The organism is Martelella sp. HB161492 (assembly GCF_013184775.1).
GTDB lineage: Bacteria > Pseudomonadota > Alphaproteobacteria > Rhizobiales > Rhizobiaceae > Martelella.
This window is the reverse complement of record NZ_JAATVV010000002.1, coordinates 57,291-81,089: the sequence shown is the minus strand read 5'-3', so window position 1 is coordinate 81,089 and position 23,799 is coordinate 57,291. Positions and strand designations below refer to the sequence as shown.

23 protein-coding genes are annotated in these 23,799 nt (G+C 59.5%); 12 read left to right on the top strand and 11 right to left on the bottom strand.

Annotated features, from left to right (window positions below):
* The first annotated feature begins 29 nt into the window (after nucleotides 1-29).
* The 3 genes from trkA (at nucleotide 30) to hflX (ending at nucleotide 3,189) form a co-directional block, all read left to right on the top strand.
* Nucleotides 30-1,406: a Trk system potassium transporter TrkA gene (trkA, locus tag HCK86_RS03125; RefSeq protein WP_176083033.1), complete on the top strand. Its 1,377-nt coding sequence runs from the start codon at nucleotides 30-32 to the stop codon at nucleotides 1,404-1,406.
* 176 nt (nucleotides 1,407-1,582) lie between these two features.
* Nucleotides 1,583-1,825, top strand: coding sequence for an RNA chaperone Hfq (gene hfq / locus HCK86_RS03120; protein ID WP_141146982.1), 243 nt, complete (start codon nucleotides 1,583-1,585; stop codon nucleotides 1,823-1,825).
* A gap of 14 nt (nucleotides 1,826-1,839) precedes the next feature.
* Nucleotides 1,840-3,189 (top strand): GTPase HflX, encoded by a 1,350-nt coding sequence (gene hflX / locus HCK86_RS03115; RefSeq protein WP_176083480.1) that lies wholly within the window; start codon nucleotides 1,840-1,842, stop codon nucleotides 3,187-3,189.
* Between the two features lie 39 nt (nucleotides 3,190-3,228).
* Here the strand turns inward: hflX and mazG are convergent, their stop codons facing one another.
* Both mazG and HCK86_RS03105 read right to left on the bottom strand, forming a co-directional pair.
* Complete coding sequence (mazG, locus tag HCK86_RS03110) at nucleotides 3,229-4,062, bottom strand: nucleoside triphosphate pyrophosphohydrolase (protein ID WP_176083032.1); 834 nt, start codon at nucleotides 4,060-4,062, stop codon at nucleotides 3,229-3,231.
* Nucleotides 4,063-4,090: 28 nt separating this feature from the next.
* On the bottom strand, nucleotides 4,091-4,678 hold the full coding sequence (locus tag HCK86_RS03105) for a nucleoside deaminase (protein WP_176083031.1): 588 nt from the start codon (nucleotides 4,676-4,678) through the stop codon (nucleotides 4,091-4,093).
* Nucleotides 4,679-4,877: 199 nt separating this feature from the next.
* Between HCK86_RS03105 and cysG the strand changes: the two genes are divergently transcribed.
* From cysG to HCK86_RS03080, 5 genes are all read left to right on the top strand, one after another.
* Nucleotides 4,878-6,329 (top strand): siroheme synthase CysG, encoded by a 1,452-nt coding sequence (gene cysG, locus HCK86_RS03100; RefSeq protein ID WP_176083030.1) that lies wholly within the window; start codon nucleotides 4,878-4,880, stop codon nucleotides 6,327-6,329.
* Nucleotides 6,319-6,636 (top strand): DUF2849 domain-containing protein, encoded by a 318-nt coding sequence (locus HCK86_RS03095; RefSeq protein ID WP_176083029.1) that lies wholly within the window; start codon nucleotides 6,319-6,321, stop codon nucleotides 6,634-6,636. Before cysG ends, HCK86_RS03095 begins: the two co-directional genes overlap by 11 nt.
* A gap of 3 nt (nucleotides 6,637-6,639) precedes the next feature.
* Nucleotides 6,640-8,295: a nitrite/sulfite reductase gene (locus tag HCK86_RS03090; protein WP_176083028.1), complete on the top strand. Its 1,656-nt coding sequence runs from the start codon at nucleotides 6,640-6,642 to the stop codon at nucleotides 8,293-8,295.
* A 10-nt stretch (nucleotides 8,296-8,305) separates the two neighbouring features.
* Nucleotides 8,306-8,803 carry a DUF934 domain-containing protein gene (locus tag HCK86_RS03085; RefSeq protein ID WP_176083027.1) on the top strand — a complete coding sequence of 166 codons (498 nt, stop codon included), beginning with the start codon at nucleotides 8,306-8,308 and terminating at the stop codon, nucleotides 8,801-8,803.
* A gap of 273 nt (nucleotides 8,804-9,076) precedes the next feature.
* The gene (locus HCK86_RS03080; protein ID WP_176083026.1) at nucleotides 9,077-9,889 is read left to right on the top strand and encodes a ferredoxin--NADP reductase; all 813 of its coding nucleotides are present in this window, start codon (nucleotides 9,077-9,079) and stop codon (nucleotides 9,887-9,889) included.
* A gap of 81 nt (nucleotides 9,890-9,970) precedes the next feature.
* On the opposite strand, the gene HCK86_RS03075 is transcribed toward HCK86_RS03080, so the two are convergent.
* From HCK86_RS03075 to HCK86_RS03065, 3 genes are read right to left on the bottom strand one after another with little or no spacing between them, the layout of a single operon-like run.
* Complete coding sequence (locus HCK86_RS03075; RefSeq protein ID WP_176083025.1) at nucleotides 9,971-11,176, bottom strand: ABC transporter permease; 1,206 nt, start codon at nucleotides 11,174-11,176, stop codon at nucleotides 9,971-9,973.
* The gene (locus tag HCK86_RS03070) at nucleotides 11,166-11,885 is read right to left on the bottom strand and encodes an ABC transporter ATP-binding protein (RefSeq protein WP_176083024.1); all 720 of its coding nucleotides are present in this window, start codon (nucleotides 11,883-11,885) and stop codon (nucleotides 11,166-11,168) included. Before HCK86_RS03070 ends, HCK86_RS03075 begins: the two co-directional genes overlap by 11 nt.
* 19 nt (nucleotides 11,886-11,904) lie before the next feature.
* Nucleotides 11,905-13,263, bottom strand: coding sequence for an efflux RND transporter periplasmic adaptor subunit (locus HCK86_RS03065; protein WP_176083023.1), 1,359 nt, complete (start codon nucleotides 13,261-13,263; stop codon nucleotides 11,905-11,907).
* Nucleotides 13,264-13,531: 268 nt separating this feature from the next.
* Between HCK86_RS03065 and HCK86_RS03060 the strand changes: the two genes are divergently transcribed.
* Nucleotides 13,532-14,065: an invasion associated locus B family protein gene (locus tag HCK86_RS03060; protein WP_176083022.1), complete on the top strand. Its 534-nt coding sequence runs from the start codon at nucleotides 13,532-13,534 to the stop codon at nucleotides 14,063-14,065.
* A gap of 389 nt (nucleotides 14,066-14,454) precedes the next feature.
* Nucleotides 14,455-15,006 (top strand): AAA family ATPase, encoded by a 552-nt coding sequence (locus tag HCK86_RS03055; protein ID WP_176083021.1) that lies wholly within the window; start codon nucleotides 14,455-14,457, stop codon nucleotides 15,004-15,006.
* 17 nt (nucleotides 15,007-15,023) lie between these two features.
* On the opposite strand, the gene tgt is transcribed toward HCK86_RS03055, so the two are convergent.
* The 5 genes from tgt to coaD form a co-directional block, all read right to left on the bottom strand.
* The gene (gene tgt / locus HCK86_RS03050; RefSeq protein ID WP_176083020.1) at nucleotides 15,024-16,157 is read right to left on the bottom strand and encodes a tRNA guanosine(34) transglycosylase Tgt; all 1,134 of its coding nucleotides are present in this window, start codon (nucleotides 16,155-16,157) and stop codon (nucleotides 15,024-15,026) included.
* Nucleotides 16,154-17,224, bottom strand: coding sequence for a tRNA preQ1(34) S-adenosylmethionine ribosyltransferase-isomerase QueA (gene queA / locus HCK86_RS03045; RefSeq protein WP_176083019.1), 1,071 nt, complete (start codon nucleotides 17,222-17,224; stop codon nucleotides 16,154-16,156). The genes tgt and queA overlap by 4 nt, the downstream gene beginning before the upstream one ends.
* Before the next feature lie 81 nt (nucleotides 17,225-17,305).
* The gene (locus tag HCK86_RS03040; protein WP_176083018.1) at nucleotides 17,306-17,815 is read right to left on the bottom strand and encodes a peptidylprolyl isomerase; all 510 of its coding nucleotides are present in this window, start codon (nucleotides 17,813-17,815) and stop codon (nucleotides 17,306-17,308) included.
* A 40-nt stretch (nucleotides 17,816-17,855) separates the two neighbouring features.
* Nucleotides 17,856-18,428, bottom strand: a complete 573-nt coding sequence (locus HCK86_RS03035) for a peptidylprolyl isomerase (RefSeq protein WP_176083017.1) — start codon at nucleotides 18,426-18,428, stop codon at nucleotides 17,856-17,858.
* A 45-nt stretch (nucleotides 18,429-18,473) separates the two neighbouring features.
* Entirely contained in the window at nucleotides 18,474-18,968 is a 495-nt protein-coding gene (coaD, locus tag HCK86_RS03030) for a pantetheine-phosphate adenylyltransferase (protein ID WP_176083016.1), read from the bottom strand.
* Between the two features lie 255 nt (nucleotides 18,969-19,223).
* Here coaD and modD point away from each other — a divergent pair, with 255 nt between their 5' ends.
* Nucleotides 19,224-20,060 carry a ModD protein gene (modD, locus tag HCK86_RS03025; RefSeq protein ID WP_176083015.1) on the top strand — a complete coding sequence of 279 codons (837 nt, stop codon included), beginning with the start codon at nucleotides 19,224-19,226 and terminating at the stop codon, nucleotides 20,058-20,060.
* Nucleotides 20,061-20,137: 77 nt separating this feature from the next.
* On the opposite strand, the gene gyrA is transcribed toward modD, so the two are convergent.
* The gene (gyrA, locus tag HCK86_RS03020; RefSeq protein WP_176083014.1) at nucleotides 20,138-22,921 is read right to left on the bottom strand and encodes a DNA gyrase subunit A; all 2,784 of its coding nucleotides are present in this window, start codon (nucleotides 22,919-22,921) and stop codon (nucleotides 20,138-20,140) included.
* A 218-nt stretch (nucleotides 22,922-23,139) separates the two neighbouring features.
* On the opposite strand from gyrA, the gene HCK86_RS03015 reads away from it, so the two are divergent.
* Entirely contained in the window at nucleotides 23,140-23,784 is a 645-nt protein-coding gene (locus HCK86_RS03015) for a MarC family protein (protein ID WP_176083013.1), read from the top strand.
* Nucleotides 23,785-23,799 lie beyond the last annotated feature (15 nt).

The window sequence follows — 23,799 nt, the reverse complement described above, 5'->3', positions numbered from 1 at the left end:
GAACATGGCCATGCGCCGGAACGGACGACATGAAGATCATCATCTGCGGGGCAGGGCAGGTCGGCTTCGGTATCGCCGAGCGACTTTCCCAGGAATATAACGATGTCTCGGTCATCGATACATCGGCAACGCTGATCAGCGCGATCACCGAACTTCTGGATGTGCGTGGCTATGTCGGCCACGGTGCGCACCCGGATGTGCTGGCCCGGGCCGGCGCCGATCAAGCTGACATGATCATCGCCGTGACGCTGCATGACGAGATCAACATGGTTGCCTGCCAGGTGGCCCACTCGCTGTTCAACGTTCCGACCAAGATCGCCCGAATCCGCTCGCAGAGCTATCTTCAGGCGCATTATTCGGATCTGTTCTCACGCGATCACATGCCCATTGATGTGACGATTTCGCCGGAAGTCGAAGTCGGCAGGATGGTGTTGCGACGCATCTCCTTCCCCGGCGCCACCGACATCGTACGGTTCGGTGACGGCAATATCGCCATGCTCGCGGTCGAGTGCCACGATGACTGCCCGGTGGTGAACACGCCGCTGCAGCAGCTCAGCCAGCTTTTCCCCGATCTCAGCGCGACGGTGACCGGCATCTACCGTCATGACAAGATCATCATTCCGCATTCCTCCGACCAGATCCTGGTTGGCGACATGGTCTATGTGGTCTGCGAACAGGATCAGATCCGCCGGACGCTGGCGCTGTTCGGCCACGAAGAGCAGGAAGCGCGGCGGATCGTGATTGCCGGTGGTGGCAATATCGGCTTCTTCGTTGCCAAGTCGCTGGAAGAGCTGCAGCCCAAGACCAAGGTGAAAATCATCGAGAATGATCGCGAGCGTGCCATTGCCGTCTCCGATCAGCTGCACAATGTGATCGTGCTGCAGGGCTCGGCACTCGACCAGAACCTGATGATCCAGGCGGATGTGCCGGATGCGCATCTGATGGTGTCGCTGACCAATAACGACCAGACCAATATTCTGGCTTCCGTGATTGCCAAGCAGCTGGGCTGTGATTCCAATCTGGCGCTGCTGAACAATCCTTCTTTCCACGATGTGACCAAGTCGCTCGGCATCGATGCCTATATCAATCCGCGCGCGGTGACGATCTCGCGCGTTCTGCAGCATGTTCGCAAAGGGCGTATCCGCTCGGTCTATGCGGTGCAGAAGGGGGCGGCGGAAGTGGTGGAGGCCGAGGCGCTCGCAACGTCGCCGCTGGTCGGAACGCCGTTCCGCGATCTCGAACTGCCGGAAGGCATCAGGATCGGCGCAGTCTACCGGGGCGAATCATTTCTGCGGCCGACCGGCGACATGAAGATCAAGACCGGTGACCGGGTGATTCTTTTTGCCGCGGCCTCGGCCGTCCGCCATGTCGAGCAGCTGTTTCGCGTCTCGATTCAGTATTTCTAGTCCTGGATGCAACGATTTGTGCGGTGCGACGTTTACGGGTATCGTTTTCACCGTTGCGGAAAGCATAACGATTTGGTACGACCGTCAAAGAGATTTCACTTGGTCAGTAGGACATGGCGAAATCAATGAGGTGGATACCGGCGAAATTCCGGCAAAAGTAAGAAAGAAGCGGCGCTATGGCGGAACGTTCTCAAAATCTTCAAGATCTTTTTCTTAATACAGTTCGTAAGCAGAAGATTTCATTGACGATTTTTCTCATAAATGGGGTCAAACTTACGGGTGTTGTGACATCCTTCGACAACTTCTGTGTTCTGTTGCGTCGCGATGGCCACTCCCAGTTGGTCTACAAGCATGCAATCTCGACCATTATGCCCGGTCAGCCGGTTCAGATGTTCGAGGGCGAAGACAGTTCGTCGTAATCGGGTGAACCCACATTTCTGAGCAAGACAAATCGAAATTTCCGGAAAGTGAATACGAGAACAGGGATTCCTCCCGCGCCCTCGTTTTGGTTCCGGTCCTGAAAGCAGCGCGCGGCGGAGACGCCGCAGCGTCGTTGAGCACGCGTTCGGCGGAGAGCCGTCAGCAGGAAGCTGAAGGGCTTGCCCGCGCGATTGGGCTTGAGGTGGTCAGATCGGTGATCGTTCCGGTCAACGATCCGCGTCCCGCAACACTGATCGGTCAGGGCAAGATCGAGGAAATCGACCAGGCCCTTGATGACAACGATGTCGGTCTTGTTATCGTCGACCATCCATTGACACCGGTGCAGCAACGCAATCTGGAAAAAGCCTGGGTGGCAAAGGTCATCGACCGTACTGGCCTCATTCTCGAAATTTTCGGTGAGCGCGCGTCGACCAAGGAAGGCCGGCTTCAGGTTGAACTGGCGCATCTGAATTATCAGCGCGGCCGGCTGGTACGAAGCTGGACCCATCTTGAGCGTCAGCGCGGTGGCGGTGGCTTCATGGGTGGTCCGGGTGAAACGCAGATCGAGGCAGACCGTCGCCTGCTGCGCGAACGTATCGTCAAGCTGGAGCGTGAGCTGGAGCAGGTGGTGCGTACGCGTCAGCTGCATCGTTCAAAGCGCAAGAAGGTGCCGCATCCGATTGTTGCCCTGGTCGGCTATACCAACGCCGGAAAGTCGACACTGTTCAACCGGATCACCGGCGCAGGCGTTCTGGCCGAGGATATGCTGTTTGCCACGCTTGACCCCACGCTCAGGCGGATGAAGCTTCCCCATGGGCGCACCGTCATCCTTTCCGATACGGTTGGTTTTATTTCCGATCTGCCGACACATCTCGTGGCCGCATTCCGTGCGACGCTGGAAGAGGTGCTGGAGGCCGATATCATCCTGCATGTGCGGGATATGTCGGATCCGGACCGGGATGCGCAGGCGGAAGATGTTCTTCGCATTCTTGGCGAGCTCGGCATTGATGAAGATGATCGCGATGCCAGGATTCTCGAGATCTGGAACAAGGTCGATCTGCTCGAGCCCGAGGCGCATGATGCGCTGATGGAACGCGCCAGCGGCGACGATGCGGTGATGGGTGTATCGGCCATCACCGGCGAAGGCGTCGAGGCGTTGATCGACCGGATCGCCAAGCGGCTTGCCGGGGTGTTGACGGAAACGACCATCACGCTCGCGGTGACGCAGCTGCAGATTCTTCCCTGGCTCTATGAGCACGCCATCGTTGACGACCGGCGTGATCTTGAAGACGGCTCGGTCAGTCTCGATATCCGTCTGCCGGCGAGCGAAGCCCAGCGGCTGGAAAGCATGCTGGAGGGCTGAGCGTCTGACAGCTTTGCTGTTTGCTGAACGGGCGCGAACTCAGCCGAGTTTGCGCTCGATCTTTTTTGCATCCTGCCAGAGCGCTTCCATACGTTCCAGCGTTGCGTCGTCAAGGCTTTCGCCTGCATTCTCAAGAGACGTCTCTATGTAATTGAACCGACGCCTGAATTTTGTATTGGTTCCACGCAGAGCCTGTTCGGGGTCGGTGCCCGTATGGCGGCCGAGATTGACCGCGGCGAAAATCAGGTCGCCCAGCTCGTCAGCGATAGCCGCACGATCGCCGGCCGTGAGCGCCTCGCGCAGCTCGCCGATCTCTTCTTCGAACTTGTCGAGAATAGGCTCCGGCTCGGACCAGTCGAACCCGACACGAGCGGCGTGTTCCTGCAGCTTCAGCGCTTCGGTGAGGGCCGGGAAGGAGCGCTGCACGCCACCGAGATGACCGGCCTTGAAATCCTCGGTCAGCCCCCGTTCGGCGCGGCGCGCGGCGCGGGTCTGCTTTTCCTTCCGTTTGACATCGTCCCAGATTGCCTTGACGGCCTCCGGCGTATCGGCATCGGAGCGGGCGAAGACGTGCGGATGGCGGCGGATCATTTTCGACGTCACGGCATGAACCACATCGCCGAACGAGAATTCGCCGGCCTCTTCGGCCATGCGGGCGTGAAACACGACCTGCAGCAGCAGATCGCCGAGCTCGTCGCAGAGATCGTCGAGGTCGTTGCGCTCGATCGCATCGGCAACCTCATAGGCCTCTTCGATCGTATAGGGCTTGATGGTCTCGAAATTCTGCCGGACATCCCAGGGGCAGCCGGTTTCAGGATCGCGCAGGGCGGCCATGATTTCGAGAAGGCGCGCAATATCGCGTGACGGTTCCATCACATCTCTCCGGGATTGGGCAGAGCGTTCAGCTCAGGGGGATCTTCGTATCGCCCTTATGCGACTGATAGGTGGATGACGCAAGCTGGTAGGTCGCCTTGATCGCGGCTATGCGTTCCAGAAAGGCGCTGCGTTCCGGTGCCTTCGCCAGCGCGGCCATGTCGACGATGGAGCGGGCGGTGAAGAAGGCATTGCTGCGCCGATAGCCACCGGGTTCAAGCCCGTAGAGCTCCTTCATGATCTTCAGATCATGGGGAATGCCGAAGCTGTCGCGGGAATCTTCGTGGCTGAAGAAATAGAAATAATTGTCAAAACCGGCCCATGTGATTGCTGACATGCACATGGTGCAGGGTTCATGGGTCGACAGAAACAGAAGGTCCTTGGTGGCGGGCAGGTCGGCCAGCTCATAGAATTGTTTCAGCGTGTTCACTTCGCCATGCCAGAGCGGGTTTTTGGTCTCGTCATTGGTGCCGGCGATGACGAGTGAAAGGTCGGATTTGCGCAGGATTGCCGCACCAAAGACCTTATTGCCCGTTTCAACCCCCTTCATGGTGAGGGGCAGGATGTCCTGTTCGATCACCGCGAGCAGGCGGTCGGTGAGGGCGCTTTCGTTCATATATGGTCTCCGGAACACGTCTGCCTGCGAAAATATCGTTTCGCATGAGCCAAGTAAATCGCAATGCGGGGCAAATTTGCCCCGCTTTCGGTGAATTTGAGGAATGAAATGTCGTTGCCTCTATCGCCGCGCATTTTCGTTTCTTCAATTTCAGCCGCCGAACAACGATCATTCTCACAAACGAAAAAGGTTTGTAGCGATGACCGCAAAAGAAGAATTGCTGACGACATTTCCGGCATTTTTCCGCGTTGACGGCCGCAAGGTCGCGATTTTCGGAAACGGTGACGAGGCCTATGCCAAGGCCCGCCTGATGGCCAAGACGTCAGCTGCTATCGTTGCCTATAGCGACGCGCCCGAGGATGATTATGCTGCCTTTCTGAGCGAGCACGGCTATGCGCGCATTGATGCGCCCTTCTCCGCCGGGCAGCTCGAAAATGCCGCCATGATCTTTGCCGCGACAGGCGATCAGGCACAGGATGCCCATATTGCCGAAACGGCACGGGCGCATTCAATCCCCGTCAACGCTGTCGATCAGCCGGAGGCCTGCGATTTTCTGACACCGGCGCTGGTCGTCCGGCCGCCGGTTGCCATCGCCATCGGCACGGAAGGAGCGGGCCCCGTTCTGGGGCAGCTGATCCGTGCGCGGATCGATACGATACTGCCGCCTTCGCTTGGCCGTCTGGCACGCCTGGCGCAGAATTTCCGCGGCAAGGTGGAGGCGCATGTGCCACGCGGAAACGCGCGGCGCGCCTACTGGTCGCGCTTCTTCAACGGTTCGGTTGCCCGTGCGCTCGAGAAGGGCCGCGACATCGAAGCTGAGTGCCTGGCCGATGAAATGCTCTCCGATGCCCATCGTCAGAACGGACATGTGGCTCTGGTGGGGGCCGGGCCGGGCGCCGAGGATCTGCTGACCCTTCGGGCCCATCGCCTGCTGATGGAAGCCGATGTCATTGCCTATGACGCGCTTGTGCCGCAGGCGATTGTTGATATGGGGCGTCGTGACGCGCAGCGTGTCGCGGTTGGCAAGCGTAAAGGCTGCCACTCGAAGTCACAGAATGAAATCAATGATCTGTTGGTTGATCTTGCCAAAGAAGGCAAACGTATCGTTCGCCTGAAATCCGGTGATCCGCTGATTTTTGGCCGCGCCGGCGAGGAAATGGCGGCGCTGAGGGCTGCCGGTATTTCCTACGAGATCGTGCCTGGCATCACATCTGCAGTTGCCGCAGCCGCCGATTTTGATCTGCCGCTGACATTGCGCGGTGTGGCCTCATCACTGGTTTTTACGACCGGCCACGACCTCAATGGTGAAACCCTGCCGGACTGGGCACAGCTTGCTGCCCGGGGTGCAACCATTGCCGTCTATATGGGCCGTTCCGTCGCTGCCAAGACCGGTGCCCGGCTGGTGGAGGCGGGCGTTCCCGCTGATACCACGATCGCTGTCGTCGAGAATGCAAGCCGCAAGAACCGGCGGCTGTTTCATGGAGTCCTCGCTGAGCTTGGTCTGCTCGAGGACCGGGAAGATCTGACCGGTCCGGTCATGGTCATCATTGGTGATGCCGTTGCCGGTGCTGATTTCAGCCAGTCGAGTGCTCTGGCGCTCAACAATAATTCGACCGCACTGCCGAAGAAGGAGGTATCCCATGTCCGCTAAGGTTTTGACCGCCAATCGCCTCACGGATGGCATATCTGTCTGGCTCGACGTGAATGGACGCTGGGTGACCGATCTGCAGACCGCGCTGATTGCCCGTCACGATGCCGCAATCGTTACGCTGCAGGAGATCGGCAAGCGTGATTTCTCCGAAAACCGTGTTGTCGATGTCAATCTGATTGATGTCGAGGAGCGGCCGGATGGCTCGATATGGCCGCTGAGGCTGCGGGAGCGCATTCGCGCCGAGGGGCCGACAATTTCCTATGCGCCGGGCTTTCCCGTGGCGCGAGCCGAGCGCGTGGAGGCCTAGAACATGTATCGCTACGATGAGTTCGATCGCAGCTTCGTTGAACAGCGGGTTGCGCAATTTGCCGATCAGGTTGCGCGACGGCTTTCGGGTGAGATCACCGAGGATGCCTTCAAGCCGCTTCGCCTGATGAATGGTGTCTATCTGCAGCTTCACGCCTATATGCTGCGTATCGCCGTTCCCTATGGCACGATGAACGGCCGGCAGATGCGTATGCTCGCCCATATCGCCCGCAAATATGACCGTGGCTACGGCCATTTCACCACCCGCCAGAACATCCAGTTCAACTGGCCGCGGCTGGAAGATATTCCGGCGATCCTGCGCGAGCTGGCATCGGTTGAGATGCACGCGATCCAGACCTCAGGCAACTGCATCCGCAATGTCACGGCGGATCATTTTGCCGGGGCTGCCCATGATGAGGCCGATGATCCGCGGCCCTATGCCGAGATCCTGCGTCAGTGGTCATCGCTGCACCCGGAATTTTCCTTCCTGCCGCGCAAGTTCAAGATTGCCGTGACAGGTGCGGAGCATGACCGTGCGGCGATCCAGGTCCATGACATTGGCCTGCAGCTGAAGCGCAATGAGAACGGCGAACTCGGCTTTGCCGTCTATGTCGGCGGTGGCCAGGGGCGCACGCCGATGATTGCCAAGAAGGTGCGTGATTTCCTGCCGGAGCAGGATCTTCTGGCCTATGCGACGGCTATCCTGCGCGTCTACAATCTCAGTGGGCGCCGCGATAACAAGTATAAGGCGCGCATCAAGATCCTCGTTCATGAGACGGGCACGGAAGAACTGACGCGGCAGATCGAACAGGAATTCGACCAGCTGCGCCACGGCAACCTGCAACTGCCCGCAGCCGATATTGCTGCGATTCGCTCCTATTTTGCTGCACCCGACCTGCCGCAGCGCGAGCGCGACCGATATGACACGGCCGATGCCGAGTACATCACCTGGCTTACGCGTAACACCGGCCGTCACAAGCGCGATGACTACGCCATGGTGACAATTTCGCTGAAGCCGATCGGCGGCATTCCGGGCGACGCAACCGACCATCAGATGGATGCCGTGGCAGCGATCGCGGAAAGATACGGGTTCGACGAGATCCGTGTCAGCCATGAGCAGAACCTGATCCTGCCGCATGTGGCGCGGGCAGATCTGCCGGCGGTCTATGCAGCGCTGAAGGAGGCAGGTCTGGCGACCGGCAATGCCGGTCTGGTGACCGATATGATCGCCTGTCCCGGGCTTGACTATTGCGCGCTCGCCAATGCCAGATCCATTCCGCTGGCGCAGGAGATTTCGGCGCGTTTCGGCAGTGCGCGGCGGCAGGAAGAGATCGGGGATCTGAAGATCAAGATTTCCGGCTGCATCAATGCCTGCGGTCACCATCATGTCGGCCATATCGGCCTTTTGGGGGTCGAGAAGAAGGGGGCGGAGCTGTACCAGATCACGCTTGGCGGCTCTGCCGATGAAAATACGTCGATCGGTGAGATTGTCGGACGCGGTTTCGAACCGGAAAAGGTGACCGACGCAATCGAGACGATTGTCGATACCTATCTGGGGCTGCGGCTCAGCCGCGATGAAGCCTTTATCGATGCCTATCGTCGGGTCGGCGCGCAGCCTTTCAAGGATGCGCTCTACGGCGACAATGCCAAAGCCGCCTGAGGAGAAAAAGATGACACGTATATGGCGTCAAAGCGGATTCGCGGAGAATGATCCATGGGTGGTGGAGACGGATGACCTGAAGGCGGGCGAGGGGCAGCGCCGGCTTGTGCCTTTCGAAGAGGCTGTTGAAAGTCCCCTCGGCGGAAATGGCTCTTTCGGCGTTATCGCTGGCCCCTTCGACGATATCCGCCTGCTCGCACCGGTGCTGGACCGGATCGAAATCATTGCGCTGACCTTTCCGGGATTTGGCGACGGCCGGGCTTTCAGTCAGGCCAGCCTGCTGCGTGACCGGCTCGGCTATCAAGGTGAGTTAAGGGCCGTCGGCGATATCCTGATCGATCCACTGGTGCATATGCTGCGCTGCGGCTTTGACAGCTTCGCTGTTTCAAATCCGACGGCAATCCGGCGGCTGGAGGAGGGGCGGTTGCCCGAGGTTACGCTCTATTATCAGCCAGCAAGCCGCGATGCGAAAAGCGAAGGTGGCTATAGTTGGCGACGGAGCCTCTAGAGCGCCGTGCGTCCTTTTGCATGCACAAGGACGCTCCAATTTATTGAATCTGCGCATCGTTCTTTTTGAAAATCGATTCCGATTTTCGAGCCGGTGAGCTAGGCCGGGGCGGTGCTTCTGCCGATATAAAAGATGACGCTGAAAGGCATGTTTTTCGCCGAATTCAGCAGACAGTTTTGCAATCGCCGGGCTTCGGTAGTATGGAGAGGTCAATAGACCTGCTGAATTGAAGCGTGGCCGGACCGGAACCAGAAAGAATCTGACAGGACCCACATGAATGTTGAAGTGAAGACAGAAGACACGACAGCCGCCCTGCCGGCTGGTGTCTTTGCCGAAACCGTGCTGAGTGTCACCCATTATACGGACCGGCTGTTCCGTTTCTCGATGACCCGCCCGGCAAGTTTCCGTTTCCGTTCTGGCGAGTTTGCCATGATCGGCCTGATGGTCGATGGCAAGCCGCTTTATCGTGCCTATTCGGTCGCAAGCCCGGCCTGGGCGGAAGAGCTGGAGTTCTTTTCGATCAAGGTGCCGGACGGACCGCTGACTCAGCATCTGCAGAAAATTCAGCCTGGTGATACCGTTCTGATGCGCAAGAAGCCAACCGGCACGCTGGTGCTGGATGCACTGACGCCCGGCAAGCGGCTTTACATGTTCTCGACGGGTACCGGCATCGCACCTTTCGCCAGCCTGATCCGTGAACCGGAAACCTATGAGAAATTCGAGCAGGTCATTCTGACCCATACCTGCCGTGAAGTTGCCGAGCTGCAATATGGCTTCGATCTCGTCAACGAGATCCGCAATGACGAAATCCTGAGCGAGATCGTTGGTGACAAGCTGATCCATTATGCCAGCGTCACGCGCGAACCCTTTGAACGGCAGGGACGCATCACTGACCTGATGTCGAGCGGCCGCCTGTTTGAAGAACTCGGCGTGCCGTTGCTTGATCCGGAAACCGACCGGGCGATGATTTGCGGCTCGACGGAAATGCTGAAGGACACCAAGGCGCTGCTGGAAGCCGCGGGCCTCACCGAAGGCGCCAACAACAAGCCATCGGAATTTGTGATCGAGCGTGCTTTCGTCGGCTGATCAGCCGGAGCGCAATGCTGACAGATTGAGAAAGCCGCCTGCTCCGTCCCGAGCCGGCGGCTTTTTGTTTGTGTCCGCGCGCTATTCGTGGCGCAGGGCATCAATCGGGCTCAGCCGTGCTGCCCGACGCGCCGGATAATAGCCGAAGACGACGCCGATCAGCGCCGAGACGGCAAAGGCGATGGCGATGACCGGCAGGCTGATGACGAAGGGAACGGCCAGATAGTGCACGACAGCAAAGGCGACGGCGAGCCCAATGATGATCCCGCCGATCCCGCCGGAGATCGAAAGCGCTATGGCTTCGACCAGAAACTGGGTGAGAACCTGACGTTCCAGCGCACCGATGGCGAGGCGAACGCCAATCTCGCGGGTTCGCTCGGTGACGGAGACAAGCATGATATTCATGATGCCGATGCCGCCGACCAGGAGTGACACTGCGGCTACTGCGCCGAGAAGTCCGGTGAGCGTGCGGGTTGTGCCGGTCATGGTCTCGGCCATCTGAACCATGTCGTTGACTTCAAAATCATTCGGCCGGCCGAAAGGCACATTCCGGTTTTCCCGCAGCAACGAGGTGACATCAGCCTGTACCGTCGCAGTGGAGACACCATCGCGCGCCGAGAGGATGATGTTGTCGATATAGGCGGCGCCGCCGATCCGCCGCTGAAACACGCCGATCGGCATCAGCACGATATCGTCGCGATCATTCCCCATGCCGCTGTCGCCCTTGGGTGCGAGAACGCCAACGATATTGCAGGCGACATTGCCGACACGCAGGCTGTCGCCGACCGGGTCGGCGGCGCCGTAAAGCGCGCTGCGCACGGTCTCGCCAATGATGCAGGCCGTGGCGCTGCCGCTGTTCTCGGCCTCGTTGAAATCGCGACCGCTGGCGATGGTCCAGTCCTGCGTCGACAGGTAGTCGTTGGTGGTTCCGATGATCACGGTACGACGGTTGGCGCCGCCGGCGACGACCGTGTCGGTGGTGACATTATAGGGGGCAACACCGCGCAGGCCGCGGATCTGATCGCGAATGGCTGCAATGTCGCGCTCGGTGAAGCCCTTGGCACTTGCCGTCGGACCGCCCGGGTCGCGCTGTCCGGGACGGACATAGAGCACATTCGTTCCCAGTTTGGTGAGTTCGGCCTTCACTTGCGCCGTCGTGCCGTTGCCGATGGTGACCATGGCGATCACGGCAGCAACGCCAATGACCACACCAAGCACGGTCAGAAACGAGCGCAGAAGATTGCGGCGGATCGCCCTGAGCGCCAGTCGAAGCGTTTCAAGAAACATGTTCGCCCTCCTCGGCGCGGGAACCCGGTCCCGAAACCAGATGGCCGTCAAGGAAACGGATCCGGCGAGCCGCATGGCTCGCAATGGCGTGGTCGTGCGTTACCATGATGACCGTGATGCCGCGGCTGCGATTGAGGTCTGAAATCAGGTCCATGATTTCCGAGCTCGTCCGGGTGTCGAGATTGCCCGTTGGCTCATCGGCCAGAAGCACGGCCGGATCGGTGACAATGGCGCGGGCAATGGCAACGCGCTGCTGCTGGCCGCCGGAAAGCTGCTGGGTGAAATGGTGCATCCGGTCACCCAGACCGACATTTTCGAGCGCGGCCTCCGCCATCTGACGACGTTCCCGCCGGCCTATGCCACGATAGACCAGCGGAAGTTCGACATTCTCGAGCGCCGAAGTCCGGGGCAGAAGGTTGAAGCCCTGAAACACAAAACCGAGCAGGTAGCGGCGCAGCAGGGTGAGCTTGGAGGAGGGGAGGTCGGCGGTTGAAACCCCCTGGAACATATATTGGCCGCTCGACGGTGCATCGAGCCAGCCGAGAATATTCATCGCCGTCGATTTTCCCGAACCGGACGGTCCCATGATGGCAACGAACTCGCCCGCCTCAATCGAGAAGCTGACACCGTTCAGCGCCGAAACTGTCGCTTCGTCCATGCCATAGGACTTGTAGACGTTGCGGAATTCAATGAGCGCGGCTGTACTCATGATTGCCCCCTCTCAAGCATCATGGCTGTGAACCTGTGATAACCTGGTCACCGGTTCTCAGATCGCCGTCAACGACCTGTGTCTGGGTGCCGTCGGATGGGCCAATGGTGATATTGATCGGCATCGGATCGCCATTTCTGAGGATCCAGACGATACGGTGATTGCCGCCGTTCGTTGCCGCGCTATCGGTCTGCGCTGGTTCAGAGGCGGGCTGCCCTGCGGGCAGCGGCGTGGAGGGCCGCAGCAGCTGCAGACCGGTGCGTGTTTCCGATCCGGCAGCGCCGTTTCTGCTGGCCGGCACAAAGCGCAGCGCCGCATTGGGAACGAGCAGCACATCGTTCAGCTGGTTCACCAATATGCTGGCCGTGGCCGTCATGCCCTGCCGCAACAGCAGATCGGAGTTATCGACGCTGAGCACGGCCTGATAGGTCACCACGTCATTCTTGATGGACGAGGCAAAATGGATCGACTGGATCTCTGCGGGAAAGCTTTTGCCGGGATAGGCCGAAACGGTGAAATTGGCTTTCTGGCCAACGCTGACCATGCCGACATCGGCTTCATCGATATCGACCTGCAATTCCATATCCTGAAGATCACCGGCGATGACGAAAAGGGTTGGTACTTCCAGAGAGGAGGCGACGGTCTGGCCGACATCGACATCGCGGTCGAGCACGATACCGTCAATCGGGCTGACAATATCGGCCTTGGACAGGCGAAGCTGAGCGAGCTCCACATCGGCCTGTGCAACAGCGACCTGCGCTTCTGCGCTCTGAAGCGCTGCCTCGGCAGCGTTGACGGCAAATTGCGCGTCCTCGAGGTCCTGACGCGGGGCGACATTGCGTTCGGCGAGCCTCTGCGTTCGCTCCAGCGTGGTCTTCTTGGCCTCAAGATCGGACTGGTCGCCAGCCACATCGGCGTTGGCGGCAGCAAGCCGGGCCTTTGCTGCAAGAACGTCGGCGTTCAGCTCGTCGGTGTCGAGCCTCAGCAGAACATCACCTTTTTTGACCGCGTCATTATAATCGACAAGAACCGCGCGCACGGTACCGGAAAGCTCGCTGGAGATCTCAACCTGCTCCGTCGGTTCGACCGAACCGGTTGCCGTCACCGAAACGGTGAGATCACCATGCCTGACGTCGGAGGTAACGTAATGGATGGCCGGGGCAGGGAGAATGGAGCCACCGCGCGAAAACGCCATATAGCCACCGGCGCCGAGCGCCAGCACGATGACGATCGCCGTCGCAGATTTCCAGGGAAAATGACGCTTTCGCGAAGCCTTGTGATTGCCGAGAATGGCATTGATATCGGGCATTGCCGGCGTCGGACGGGAAACAGGCTGTTCGTCGGCAGGCTTGTTTTCGTCACCCGAGACTTCGGACATGAATAGACCTCACATTAACGCCGGGCAGGCGGGCCGCACGGGCTGAATGCAGCTCTACCGCCCCTGAATTACTCCCCAAGGTGGTCGCATAATTGCAGCCAAGATGGAAGCGCCGAGTTTGATCTTTTCCGCAATGGATTTTGTCGCCGACCATTCCCTGATCGGCGGGCTCTGAACTTGACACCGGACGTTGAGGCAGGCACAAAACTCACCCATGAATACTGCCCCTGTGCGTTTTTCATTTTATTTCGGATATTTAGGGACGACTATGAAGAAACTCCATATCTCTGCCGGACTGGCCGGCCTGTCGCTTGCCGCAGCCTTGTCTGTCCCCGCCTTCGCCGAGCTTCCCGGCGGTGCAAACTCCCTGAACGAGACCTACCAGGACTGGCAGGTGAACTGTGTCAGTGGCGAAAAAGGCGTGCAATGCGCCATGACACAGAAGCAGCTCGACAAGGATTCCGGCCGCACCGTATTGTCGCTGGAACTGATGTCGACACAGGACGGCATCCTGCGCGGCGTCATCGTCATGCCGTTCGGTCTGGCCGTGACACAAGGTGCAACCGTTTCGATTGATGACCAGACCACCGGCAAGAAATACGACTTCTCGACCTGCCTGCCGCAGGGTTGCCTCGTTCCGGTCTCGCTCGACAAGGACATGATCGACAAAATGAAGAGCGGCACCAAACTCAATGTCAGCGGCACTGTGGTGAACAACGGCAAGACCGTGACGATCGCTGCGTCGCTCAGCGGGTTCACTGCGGCGATGAACCGGCTCGGTGTGCTGAAGTCGGCGAAGTAGCCCTGGCAATCGATCACCGCCTTGAGGGCTTCTTCGCAGTGATCTGAGCCGGACAGCAACCGGCCTTTCAGGCAGCGCGCTGCAATTGCACGCTGCCTGACATTCTTACGCAGCTGAGCCGTTGGCTATGGCAAAAGTTCCATAATCTGCATTATATGATTTTGATTTCACCCAGGATGTCCTGAAGGCTGACCCTGCCCGGATGGTTGTTTGGCGCCCTTTTGAAATGTCACCGGCGCGCCGAGTGCAAAAGCGCCAGTCATGTGACCGTCCGGTGTCGCTCCATGTGATTTTCACATTGGCAATTCCTGTCGGATCATAACTGTTTGACATCCGCTCAGGACGGCCTCATTGGTTGTCGCCCCAGTTCATCATAGCGGTATCGGATCATGACCAGTCTTGCGACGCTTGGCCAGCGCATCGTTATCCTCGGGCCTTCAAATGCCGGTAAGTCGACCCTGTCTGTGGCGCTGTCACAGAAGCTCGCTCTGCCAGTCATCCATCTCGATCAGCTCAGGCATCTGCCGCATACCGACTGGCAGGAACGGCCGGACGATGAATTTGCCCGGCTGCATGATGCCGCCATTCTTGGAGATCGGTGGATTATCGAGGGCAACTATACCCGCCTGATGCCGAAGCGGCTGGATCGGGCGACCGGTGCCATTCTGCTGACATCCAGCCCCTGGCTGCGGCTCTGGCGCTATTTCAGGCGGACTCTGATCAATCGTTCAGATCGCGCCGGTCATCTTGATGGCGCGAAAGACAGCATCAAATGGGCGATGATCAAGTGGGTCTTGGTGAAAAGCCGCAACAGCGACAAGCGCTATGCGGCCATTCTGCGTGATACCGGAATGCCGCTGGTGGAGTGCCAATCGGCGCGGGCGGTGAAAGAACTTTACCGGGACTGGGAGCTGCCCTGGCCCGGCAAGCCCGCGCGCTGAGGCGGCCTGTCGCCCCGTCAGACCGGGTCGATATCGCCCCTCGCCCACATTTCCTGGGTTTCTGCCATGAAATCGGCAAACCGGCCTTCGGCGATGGCACCACGTATGCCCTTCATAAGGTCCTGATAATACGCCAGATTTGTCCATGTCAGCAGCATTCCGCCGAGGGATTCATTGGCGCGGATCAGGTGATGAAGATAGGCACGGGAGTAATCGCGCGCGGCCGGGCAATCGCTTTCTTCGTCCAGCGGGCGCAGATCTTCGGCATGGCGGGCATTGCGCAGGTTGACCTTGCCACGCCGCGTATAGGCAAGACCATGCCGCCCTGCCCGGGTCGGCATGACGCAATCGAACATATCGATGCCGCGGGCAACCGATTTGATGATGTCGTCCGGCGTGCCGACGCCCATCAGATAGCGCGGCTTGCTGGTTGGCAGAACCGGCAGGGTGATGTCGAGCATCTCGAGCATGACGTGCTGGGGTTCGCCGACGGCCAGTCCGCCGACGGCATAGCCCTTCAGGTCCAGATCGGCGAGGCCCTGTGCCGAGCGGATGCGGAGTGCGCCGATATCACCGCCCTGAACAATGCCGAACATGGCCTTGCCCGGCTGCGTGCCGAAGGCAACGCGGCAGCGCTCGGCCCAGCGCAGCGACATTTCCATCGATTGCTCGATCTCCTTCGGCCCCGCCGGAAGGCGCACGCATTCATCAAGCTGCATCTGGATATCGGAACCGAGCAGGCCCTGAATCTCGATCGAGCGCTCCGGGCTCATCTGGTGAATGCTGCCATCGACATGGGAGCGGAAGGTAACGCCCTTCTTCTCGTCGATCTTGCGCAGATCCGACAGTGACATGACCTGGAAACCACCGGAATCGGTGAGGATCGGATGTGGCCAGCGGATCAGCGAATGCAGACCGCCAAGCCTGGCCACCCGTTCGGCACCCGGCCTGAGCATCAGGTGATAGGTGTTGCCGAGGATGATATCGGCGCCAAGATCGCGCACCTGATCGAGATACATCGCCTTGACTGTGCCGGCTGTGCCGACGGGCATGAAGGCAGGGGTGCGGATCTCGCCGCGCGGCATGGTGATTTTGCCAAGACGCGCCTTGCCGTCCGTTGCCTTGAGGTGAAACTGGAATTCTTCGCTCATCGGTCTTTCCGCATCAGGAGGCTGGAATCGCCATAGGAATAAAAACGATAGCCCGATGCAATGGCATGGGCATAGGCGGCCTGCATGGTTTCAAGGCCTGAAAAAGCCGAAACCAGCATGAAAAGCGTCGATTTCGGCAGATGAAAATTGGTCATCAGCGCATCCACCGCCTTGAAGCGGTAGCCGGGCTGAATGAAGATGCCGGTTTCGCCATGCCATGACGGGATCGTGCCATCGTCACGTGCGGCGCTTTCCAGCAGCCGCAGTGATGTCGTGCCAACGGAGACAATCCGTCCGCCGCGCGCCTTCACCGCATTGAGTGCCGCCGCCGTTTCGTCGGTGATATAGCCACGTTCGAAATGCATCTTGTGATCGTCGGTGTCATCGGCCTTGACCGGCAGGAACGTCCCTGCGCCGACATGCAGCGTGACGAAATGGCGCTCCACCCCGGCCCGGTCCAGCGCCTCGAACAGCGACGGCGTGAAATGCAGCCCCGCGGTCGGCGCGGCAACGGCGCCGCGTTCACGGGCGTAGATCGTCTGGTAATCGTCGCGATCGCGACCGTCTTCTGCACGCTTTGAAGCAATATAGGGCGGCAGCGGAATATGGCCGACGGCCATCAGCGCCTCGTCCAACGCGCCACCACGTTCAGAAAAGGTCAGGACAACTTCGCCAGCCTCGCGCTTTTCCGTCACCTCGGCTTCAAGCTGTGCATCATCCTTCTGGAACACGAGCCGGTCGCCTTGCTTGATCCGCTTGCCAGGTCTGGCAAAGGCATGCCAGACATTGTCGGCGCTTCTGAGATGAAGGGTCGCCGAGACGGGCGTTTCCTGAGCCCCTGCCCTGATCCGAAAGCCTTCCAGCTGCGCCGGAATGACCTTGGTGTCGTTGAACACCAGCGCATCGCCGGGCCGCAGAAATTTCGGCAGATCGAAGACCTGATGGTCGGACAGCGTTGTTTCGCCGTCAGGCTCGACCAGCAGCAGCCGGGCGCTGTCACGGGGATTGGCCGGGCGAAGTGCAATCCGCTCATCCGGGAGGTCGAAATCGAACAGATCGACGCGCATGGGTATGTCCTTCAAATTCAAAAACCCGCCGGCGCTGCTTGAAGCGCCGGTCGGGCCATAGTCGTGCGTTCAGTACGCCACTCAGAGGTCGGCTTCAACCTTGACCGAGATGATGTGGTCAGGGTTGCGGACGGGTTCGCCGCGCTCGAATTTGTCGACGATATCCATGCCTTCGACGACCTTGCCCCAGACGGTGTACTGCTTGTCGAGCCAGGGTGCATCGGTAAAGCAGATGAAGAACTGGGAGTTGGCCGAGTTCGGGCTCTGCGAGCGGGCCATGGAGCATGTGCCACGCACATGGCGTTCGGCGGAGAATTCTGCAGCAAGGTCCGGCTTGTCCGAACCGCCCATGCCAGCGCGGCCGGGATGGTAGCTTGAGGATTCCTTGTTGCCGAACTGCACATCGCCGCCCTGGGCCATGAAATCGGAAATCACGCGGTGAAACACGACGCCGTCATAGGCGCCTTCGCGGGTCAGTTCCTTGACGCGGGCGACGTGCAGCGGCGCGACGCCGGGCAAAGTCTCGATGACGATCTTGCCCTTCGAGGTTTCCATGATCAGGGTGTTTTCGGGGTCTCTGGTCTCAGCCATTGTCCTCTCCTTGTGGCGTTTCCGGTCTATAGGGATTTATTCAGTTGCTCTCAACCGTCGCAGTCACGATACGGTCTGGGTTCTCGACCTTGCCGTTATCGGCCTGGCTGCCCTTCTTGATCTTGTCGACATTGTCCATGCCGTCGACGACCTTGCCGATCACCGTATACTGGTTATCCAGGAATGGTGCATCGGCGAACATGATGAAGAACTGCGAATTTGCCGAATTCGGATCCTGTGCACGGGCCATGCCGACAATGCCGCGCTCATAGTGAATGTCGGAAAATTCGGCAGGAAGGTCCGGCTGGTTCGATCCGCCCATACCAACGCGGGCGTCATCGAAGTCCTTGTCCATGTTGCCATACTGTACATCACCGGTCTGGGCCATGAAGCCGTCGATCACACGGTGAAAGGCGACGCCGTTATAAGCACCCTCTTGCGCCAGTTCCTTGACGCGAGCGACATTCTTCGGCGCAACATTGTCGTAGAGTTCGATCGTGACCGGGCCCTGGCTGGTCTGAAGCTTGAGCAGGTCCTTCGCGTCCTCAGCAAAGGCGGAACCCGCCATGGCCAACATCAGTCCGGCAGCGGCAAGGCTTGCAAATTTCTTCATCGCGTTCTTCTCCATTTGAGGGATGACGGGCGCCTCTTGCGCTTTCTAGCGGCTGAACCGCGCAGCAAGTGCTTCGGCGACATAAGGCGGGACGAAACGGGAGACATCGCCGCGCATGGCTGCGACCTGCCTTACCAATGTGGCCGATATCGGACGGGAAAGCGCCATTGCCGGCAGAAAGACCGTCTGAATGTCGGGCGCCATGGTCTGGTTCATACCGGCAAGCTGCATCTCATAGGCGAAATCGGTGGAATCACGAAGTCCGCGGATCATCATTCCCGCAGCGTTCTGCCGCGCGGCATCGATCGCAAGGCCGCTGAAGGCGACGACCGTCACGTCATCGCCGCGGTCGGGAAGATGTTCGGTAACCGCACGGGTGATAAAGGCGGCGCGCTCCTCAAACGTGAAAAGCGGTGTCTTGCCGGCATTGATGCCGATGCCGACAACCAGCCTGTCCGCGATGTTGAGCGCCTGAAGCACGACGTCCAGATGGCCGTTGGTCATCGGATCGAAGGAGCCGGGATAAAACGCTGTCGCCATATGAAAGAGCCCGTTTTGGTTTCCGGCCTTTTGTCACGTAAGCAGACAATCTGCAAGAAAAAGCGCGGGTGTTTGTTTCAATTGAGACAGGCATGGCCTGAATGCAAGAGGCAAAACCGACAAATCGGGCCAGAGATCCCGCGTTTCCCCGCGCAGCCTCCCGCTCTACCGTCTGGCATGGAAACTGCTAGGCAGTCGTTATGTAGGTCGCCTGCATAACGGAAGGTGACCGCTGGCTCAAAAAGGGGTAATCACATGCTGACGGTGAGCGATGAAACACTGGCGGGCTTTCTGGCGGAAGACGTGCCTTTTGGCGACCTGACGACGCGATCACTTGGCATCAATGCCGTTCAAGGCGTGATGACGTTTTCGGCCCGTGGCGCAATGACGCTGGCATGCGTTGAGGAAGCGGCCCGTCTGATCGTCCTCGCGGGCGCTACGGTCACGCTTTCGGCGCAAAGCGCCGATCAACTCGATCCCGGTCAGCCGATCCTGACCGCGTCCGGCACTGCAGAGGCGTTGATGGCGGGCTGGAAGGTCGCACAGACACTCGTTGAATGGGCGTCAGGCATTGCGAGCTCGGCCAATCGGATTGTCATGGCTGCGCGGGCGGCACGGTCAGACATTGTCGTTTCCTGCACGCGCAAGGCCATTCCCGGTACGCGGGCACTGTCGGCAAAGGCGGTCCTGGCGGGCGGAGCGCAGCTCCACCGCACCGGGCTTTCCGAAACCCTGCTTGTCTTTCCGGAGCACCGCGCCATTGCGCAGCAGCCGCTTGCCGCGCAGATCGGTTGTCTGAAACGCAATTGCCCGGAACGCAAGATCGTTGTCGAGGTGAAGAGCGCGGACGCGGCGCTGGCTGCCGTCGATGCCGGGGCCGATATTGTTCAGCTGGAAAAGTTCAACCCAGCGCAGATCGCCGCGCTGATGGCCGCGGAGACGCCGGACCTTGCTGCAAAACTGATCGCTGCGGGCGGCATCAATGCTGACAATGCTGCTGCCTATGCCGGAACCGGCGTCGCCGTGCTTGTGACCTCTGCGCCCTATACGGCCAGGCCCTGCGATGTCCAGGTGACGATCGGACCAGCGTGACCGGCGACCATGTGGGGAGCGAAAAGGGCCCTTTTCTTTCGAAAAGGGCCCTATTTTCAGTGGATTATGAAGATGTCTTATTCTTCTGTATCAGGTGCGTCTGAGCCGGTGACAGGGGCCTCCCCGTCATCGCCAAGCTCGTCACCATCCACATCGTCCGGTTCGCTGATGCCTTCGACCGAGACGACCTTTTCGTCGGCTCCGGTCTTGAACACCGTGACACCCTTGGTGGCGCGGCTGGCAATGCGGATCTGGTCAACCGGGACGCGGATCAGCTGGCCACCATCGGTCACAAGCATGATCTGATCGGTATCGAGAACCGGGAAGGCGGCAACCAGTTCACCGATTTCGGCAACCTTGGCCGTGTCGGTGGCACGGATACCCTTGCCGCCGCGGCCTGATATGCGGAAATCGTATGAAGACGAACGTTTGCCAAAGCCCTTTTCGGAGACGGTCAGCACGAATTGCTCACGTGCCTTCAGCTCTTCATAGCGCTCGTCGACAAGCGTGCCTTCTTCCACCACCTCTTCGCCGACCAGTGCGATCTCTTCCGCTTCACCTGTTTCCGTGCGCCGCTCAAGCGCCGAGCGCTTGAGATAGGCGGCGCGTTCCCAGGGCTGGGCGTCGACATGGCTGACGATCGACATGGAGATCACGCGGTCATCATCGGCAAGAGCAATACCGCGGACACCGATCGAGTTACGGCCGGCAAAGACACGCACGCTCGGAACGGGGAAACGGATGGCCTGGCCAAGCGCCGTGGTCATCAGTACGTCGTCATCCGGCGTACAGGTCCAGACCGAGAGAATGCGGTCATTCTCATCGTCCAGCTTCATGGCGATCTTGCCGTTGCGGTTGACCTGGACAAAATCCGACAGCTTGTTGCGGCGGACCGTGCCACGGGTCGTTGCGAACATCACATCGAGTTCGCCCCAGCTCTCCTCATCCTCCGGCAGCGACAGGATCGAGGTGATGGTTTCACCCTGTTCCAGCGGCAGCATGTTGATCAGGGCCTTGCCGCGCGATTGCGGCGTGCCAAGCGGCAGGCGCCAGACCTTCTCCTTGTAGACGATGCCACGCGAGGAGAAGAACAGAACCGGCGTATGGGTGCTGGCAACGAACAGACGGGTGACGAAATCATCGTCGCGCATCGACATGCCTGCCCTGCCCTTGCCGCCGCGGCGCTGGGCCCGGTAGGTGGTCAGCGGCACGCGCTTGATATAGCCGAAGCGCGAAACGGTGACGACCATTTCTTCGCGGGCGATCAGATCTTCATCGTCCATGTCCGGGCCGCCATCGAGGATCTCGGTGCGGCGCGGTGTGCCGAATTCGTCACGCACGGCGGCGAATTCTTCCTTGATGATTTCCTGAATGCGCAGGCGCGAGGACAGGATTTCCAGATAGTTGCGGATCTCCTCGCCGATCTTGTTCAGCTCATCGCCGATCTCATCGCGGCCAAGCGCCGTCAGTCGGGCAAGACGCAGCTCCAGAATGGCGCGCGCCTGTTCTTCCGACAGCTGATAGGTGCCGTCTTCGCCGATCTTGTGGCGCGGATCATCAATCAGCAGGATCAGCGATTCCACGTCATGGGCCGGCCAGTGGCGCTCCATCAGCTGTTCGCGGGCTGTGCCCGGATCAGGCGCACGGCGGATCAGACTGATGATTTCATCGATATTGGCAACCGCGATGGCGAGACCGACGAGCACGTGCGCACGATCACGGGCCTTGCGCAGCAGATATTTGGTGCGGCGGCTGACGACATTTTCGCGGAAGGCGACAAAGGCCTTCAAAATGTCGATCAGGGTCATCTGTTCCGGCTTGCCGCCGTTCAGCGCCACCATGTTGCAGCCGAATGAGGTCTGCAGCGGCGTGTAGCGGTAAAGCTGGTTCAGCACGACTTCGGCATTGGCATCGCGCTTCAGCTCGACGACGACGCGATAGCCCTCGCGGTCGGACTCGTCGCGCAGATCCGAAATGCCTTCGATCCGCTTGTCGCGGACCAGCTCGGCCATTTTCTCGATCATCGTCGCCTTGTTCACCTGATAGGGAATTTCAGTGATGATGATCTGCTCGCGGTCACCGCGCATCGGCTGGATCGATGCCTTGCCGCGCATGACGACGGAGCCGCGTCCGGTCTCATAGGCCGATTTGATGCCGGCCCGGCCGAGGATCTGCGCGCCGGTCGGAAAATCAGGGCCGGGAATGATCTGCATCAGTTCCGGCAGTTCAATGCCCGGATTGTCCATGATGGCGATACAGCCGTCGATGACCTCACCCAGATTATGGGTCGGGATATTGGTGGCCATGCCGACCGCGATGCCGCCGGCGCCATTGACCAGAAGATTCGGGAACTTCGCCGGCAGAACAACGGGCTCGGAGAGCGTGCCGTCATAGTTCTCACGGAAGTCGACCGTATCCTTGTCGAGGTCGTCGAGCAGCGTATGCGCAGCCTTTTCGAGCCGGCATTCGGTATAACGTTCCGCTGCCGGCGGGTCGCCGTCAACCGAGCCGAAATTGCCCTGCCCGTCGATCAGCGGCAGTCTGAGCGACCAGTCCTGCGCCATACGGGCAAGCGCGTCATAGATCGCAGCATTGCCGTGTGGATGGAACTTACCCATGACGTCACCCGTGACACGGGCGCATTTCATGTATTTCTTGTTCCAGTCGACGCCGAGCTCGGACATGCCATAGAGAATGCGGCGGTGTACCGGTTTCAGACCGTCGCGGACGTCAGGCAACGCGCGCGCAACGATCACGCTCATCGCGTAATCGAGATAGGAGCGCTGCATTTCCTCCGTAATGGATATGGGCTCGATACCCGGCGGGAGCCCCCCGCCCGAAGATGTCGTTTGTTCAGTCAAATCGAATCACGATCTTAAGCTAGAATCACTGGTGTTTTTATAGCCGAAACAGGCGTCAGACGCCAATTTGCCGACGGGATTGCCCGTGGATATCGGCAAAAGCGTCGCGTCGAAAAAACACTGCATTCTTTGGTTGTGCTGTGCCATAGTGGCGTAACCACTGTATGTGAGCTAAATCACTTGAAATCAAGTGCGTTCTTCGCTGAGAAAGGGGCTTAATGGCAACGCTTTCGACCCTGGCCAATGGCTTCACCACATTGATGGTGACGATCGATCCGCCCGGCCTGATACCGCTCTTCATCGGTCTCACGGCGGGCATGAACCGGCTTCAGCGCCGCCAGGTGGCGTTTCGCGCTTCGGTCATCTCGTTCCTGTTGCTGGTCGTCTTTGCCGTCTTTGGCGAGAAAGTGCTGAATGCACTTGGCATTTCCATGAGCGCCTTTCGCATCGCCGGTGGCATTCTGCTGTTCTGGATCGGTGTTGAAATGATTTTCGAGAAGCGGCAGGAGCGCAAGGAGAAGGTCAGCGAAGTGGCGATCACCCAGGATCATATCGCCAATATCGCCGTCTTTCCGCTGGCCATGCCGCTGATCGCCGGACCAGGTTCGATCTCTGCCACCATCCTGCTTGGATCGCGCATGCATGGCTTCGTCGCCAATATGCAACTTATTGTTGTTCTGCTGATCGCCGCCGTGATCACCTTTGCCTCTCTGCTGCTGGCGGGGCTGATCGACCGCGCACTTGGCCAGACCGGGCGCAATATCCTGACGCGGATCCTTGGCATGGTGCTGACGGCGCTGGCGGTGCAGTTCGTGATCGACGGTATCGTCACGGCCTTCGGCCTTCATCTCGTCCAGGGCTAAGAGCAAAACGAAAGA

Excerpts from the sequence above, each read along its gene's own strand:
- HCK86_RS03070 (WP_176083024.1), bottom strand. The coding sequence starts at position 11,885 with ATGAGTACAGCCGCGCTCATTGAATTCCGCAACGTCTACAAGTCCTAT.
- trkA (WP_176083033.1), top strand. The coding sequence starts at position 30 with ATGAAGATCATCATCTGCGGGGCAGGGCAGGTCGGCTTCGGTATCGCC.
- HCK86_RS03035 (WP_176083017.1), bottom strand. The coding sequence starts at position 18,428 with ATGAAGAAATTTGCAAGCCTTGCCGCTGCCGGACTGATGTTGGCCATG.
- modD (WP_176083015.1), top strand. The coding sequence starts at position 19,224 with ATGCTGACGGTGAGCGATGAAACACTGGCGGGCTTTCTGGCGGAAGAC.
- HCK86_RS03065 (WP_176083023.1), bottom strand. The coding sequence starts at position 13,263 with ATGTCCGAAGTCTCGGGTGACGAAAACAAGCCTGCCGACGAACAGCCT.
- cysG (WP_176083030.1), top strand. The coding sequence starts at position 4,878 with ATGACCGCAAAAGAAGAATTGCTGACGACATTTCCGGCATTTTTCCGC.
- HCK86_RS03060 (WP_176083022.1), top strand. The coding sequence starts at position 13,532 with ATGAAGAAACTCCATATCTCTGCCGGACTGGCCGGCCTGTCGCTTGCC.
- queA (WP_176083019.1), bottom strand. The coding sequence starts at position 17,224 with ATGCGCGTCGATCTGTTCGATTTCGACCTCCCGGATGAGCGGATTGCA.
- HCK86_RS03090 (WP_176083028.1), top strand. The coding sequence starts at position 6,640 with ATGTATCGCTACGATGAGTTCGATCGCAGCTTCGTTGAACAGCGGGTT.
- HCK86_RS03015 (WP_176083013.1), top strand. The coding sequence starts at position 23,140 with ATGGCAACGCTTTCGACCCTGGCCAATGGCTTCACCACATTGATGGTG.
- HCK86_RS03055 (WP_176083021.1), top strand. The coding sequence starts at position 14,455 with ATGACCAGTCTTGCGACGCTTGGCCAGCGCATCGTTATCCTCGGGCCT.
- HCK86_RS03105 (WP_176083031.1), bottom strand. The coding sequence starts at position 4,678 with ATGAACGAAAGCGCCCTCACCGACCGCCTGCTCGCGGTGATCGAACAG.
- HCK86_RS03080 (WP_176083026.1), top strand. The coding sequence starts at position 9,077 with ATGAATGTTGAAGTGAAGACAGAAGACACGACAGCCGCCCTGCCGGCT.
- HCK86_RS03075 (WP_176083025.1), bottom strand. The coding sequence starts at position 11,176 with ATGTTTCTTGAAACGCTTCGACTGGCGCTCAGGGCGATCCGCCGCAAT.
- mazG (WP_176083032.1), bottom strand. The coding sequence starts at position 4,062 with ATGGAACCGTCACGCGATATTGCGCGCCTTCTCGAAATCATGGCCGCC.
- coaD (WP_176083016.1), bottom strand. The coding sequence starts at position 18,968 with ATGGCGACAGCGTTTTATCCCGGCTCCTTCGATCCGATGACCAACGGC.
- tgt (WP_176083020.1), bottom strand. The coding sequence starts at position 16,157 with ATGAGCGAAGAATTCCAGTTTCACCTCAAGGCAACGGACGGCAAGGCG.
- HCK86_RS03040 (WP_176083018.1), bottom strand. The coding sequence starts at position 17,815 with ATGGCTGAGACCAGAGACCCCGAAAACACCCTGATCATGGAAACCTCG.
- HCK86_RS03085 (WP_176083027.1), top strand. The coding sequence starts at position 8,306 with ATGACACGTATATGGCGTCAAAGCGGATTCGCGGAGAATGATCCATGG.
- hfq (WP_141146982.1), top strand. The coding sequence starts at position 1,583 with ATGGCGGAACGTTCTCAAAATCTTCAAGATCTTTTTCTTAATACAGTT.
- HCK86_RS03095 (WP_176083029.1), top strand. The coding sequence starts at position 6,319 with ATGTCCGCTAAGGTTTTGACCGCCAATCGCCTCACGGATGGCATATCT.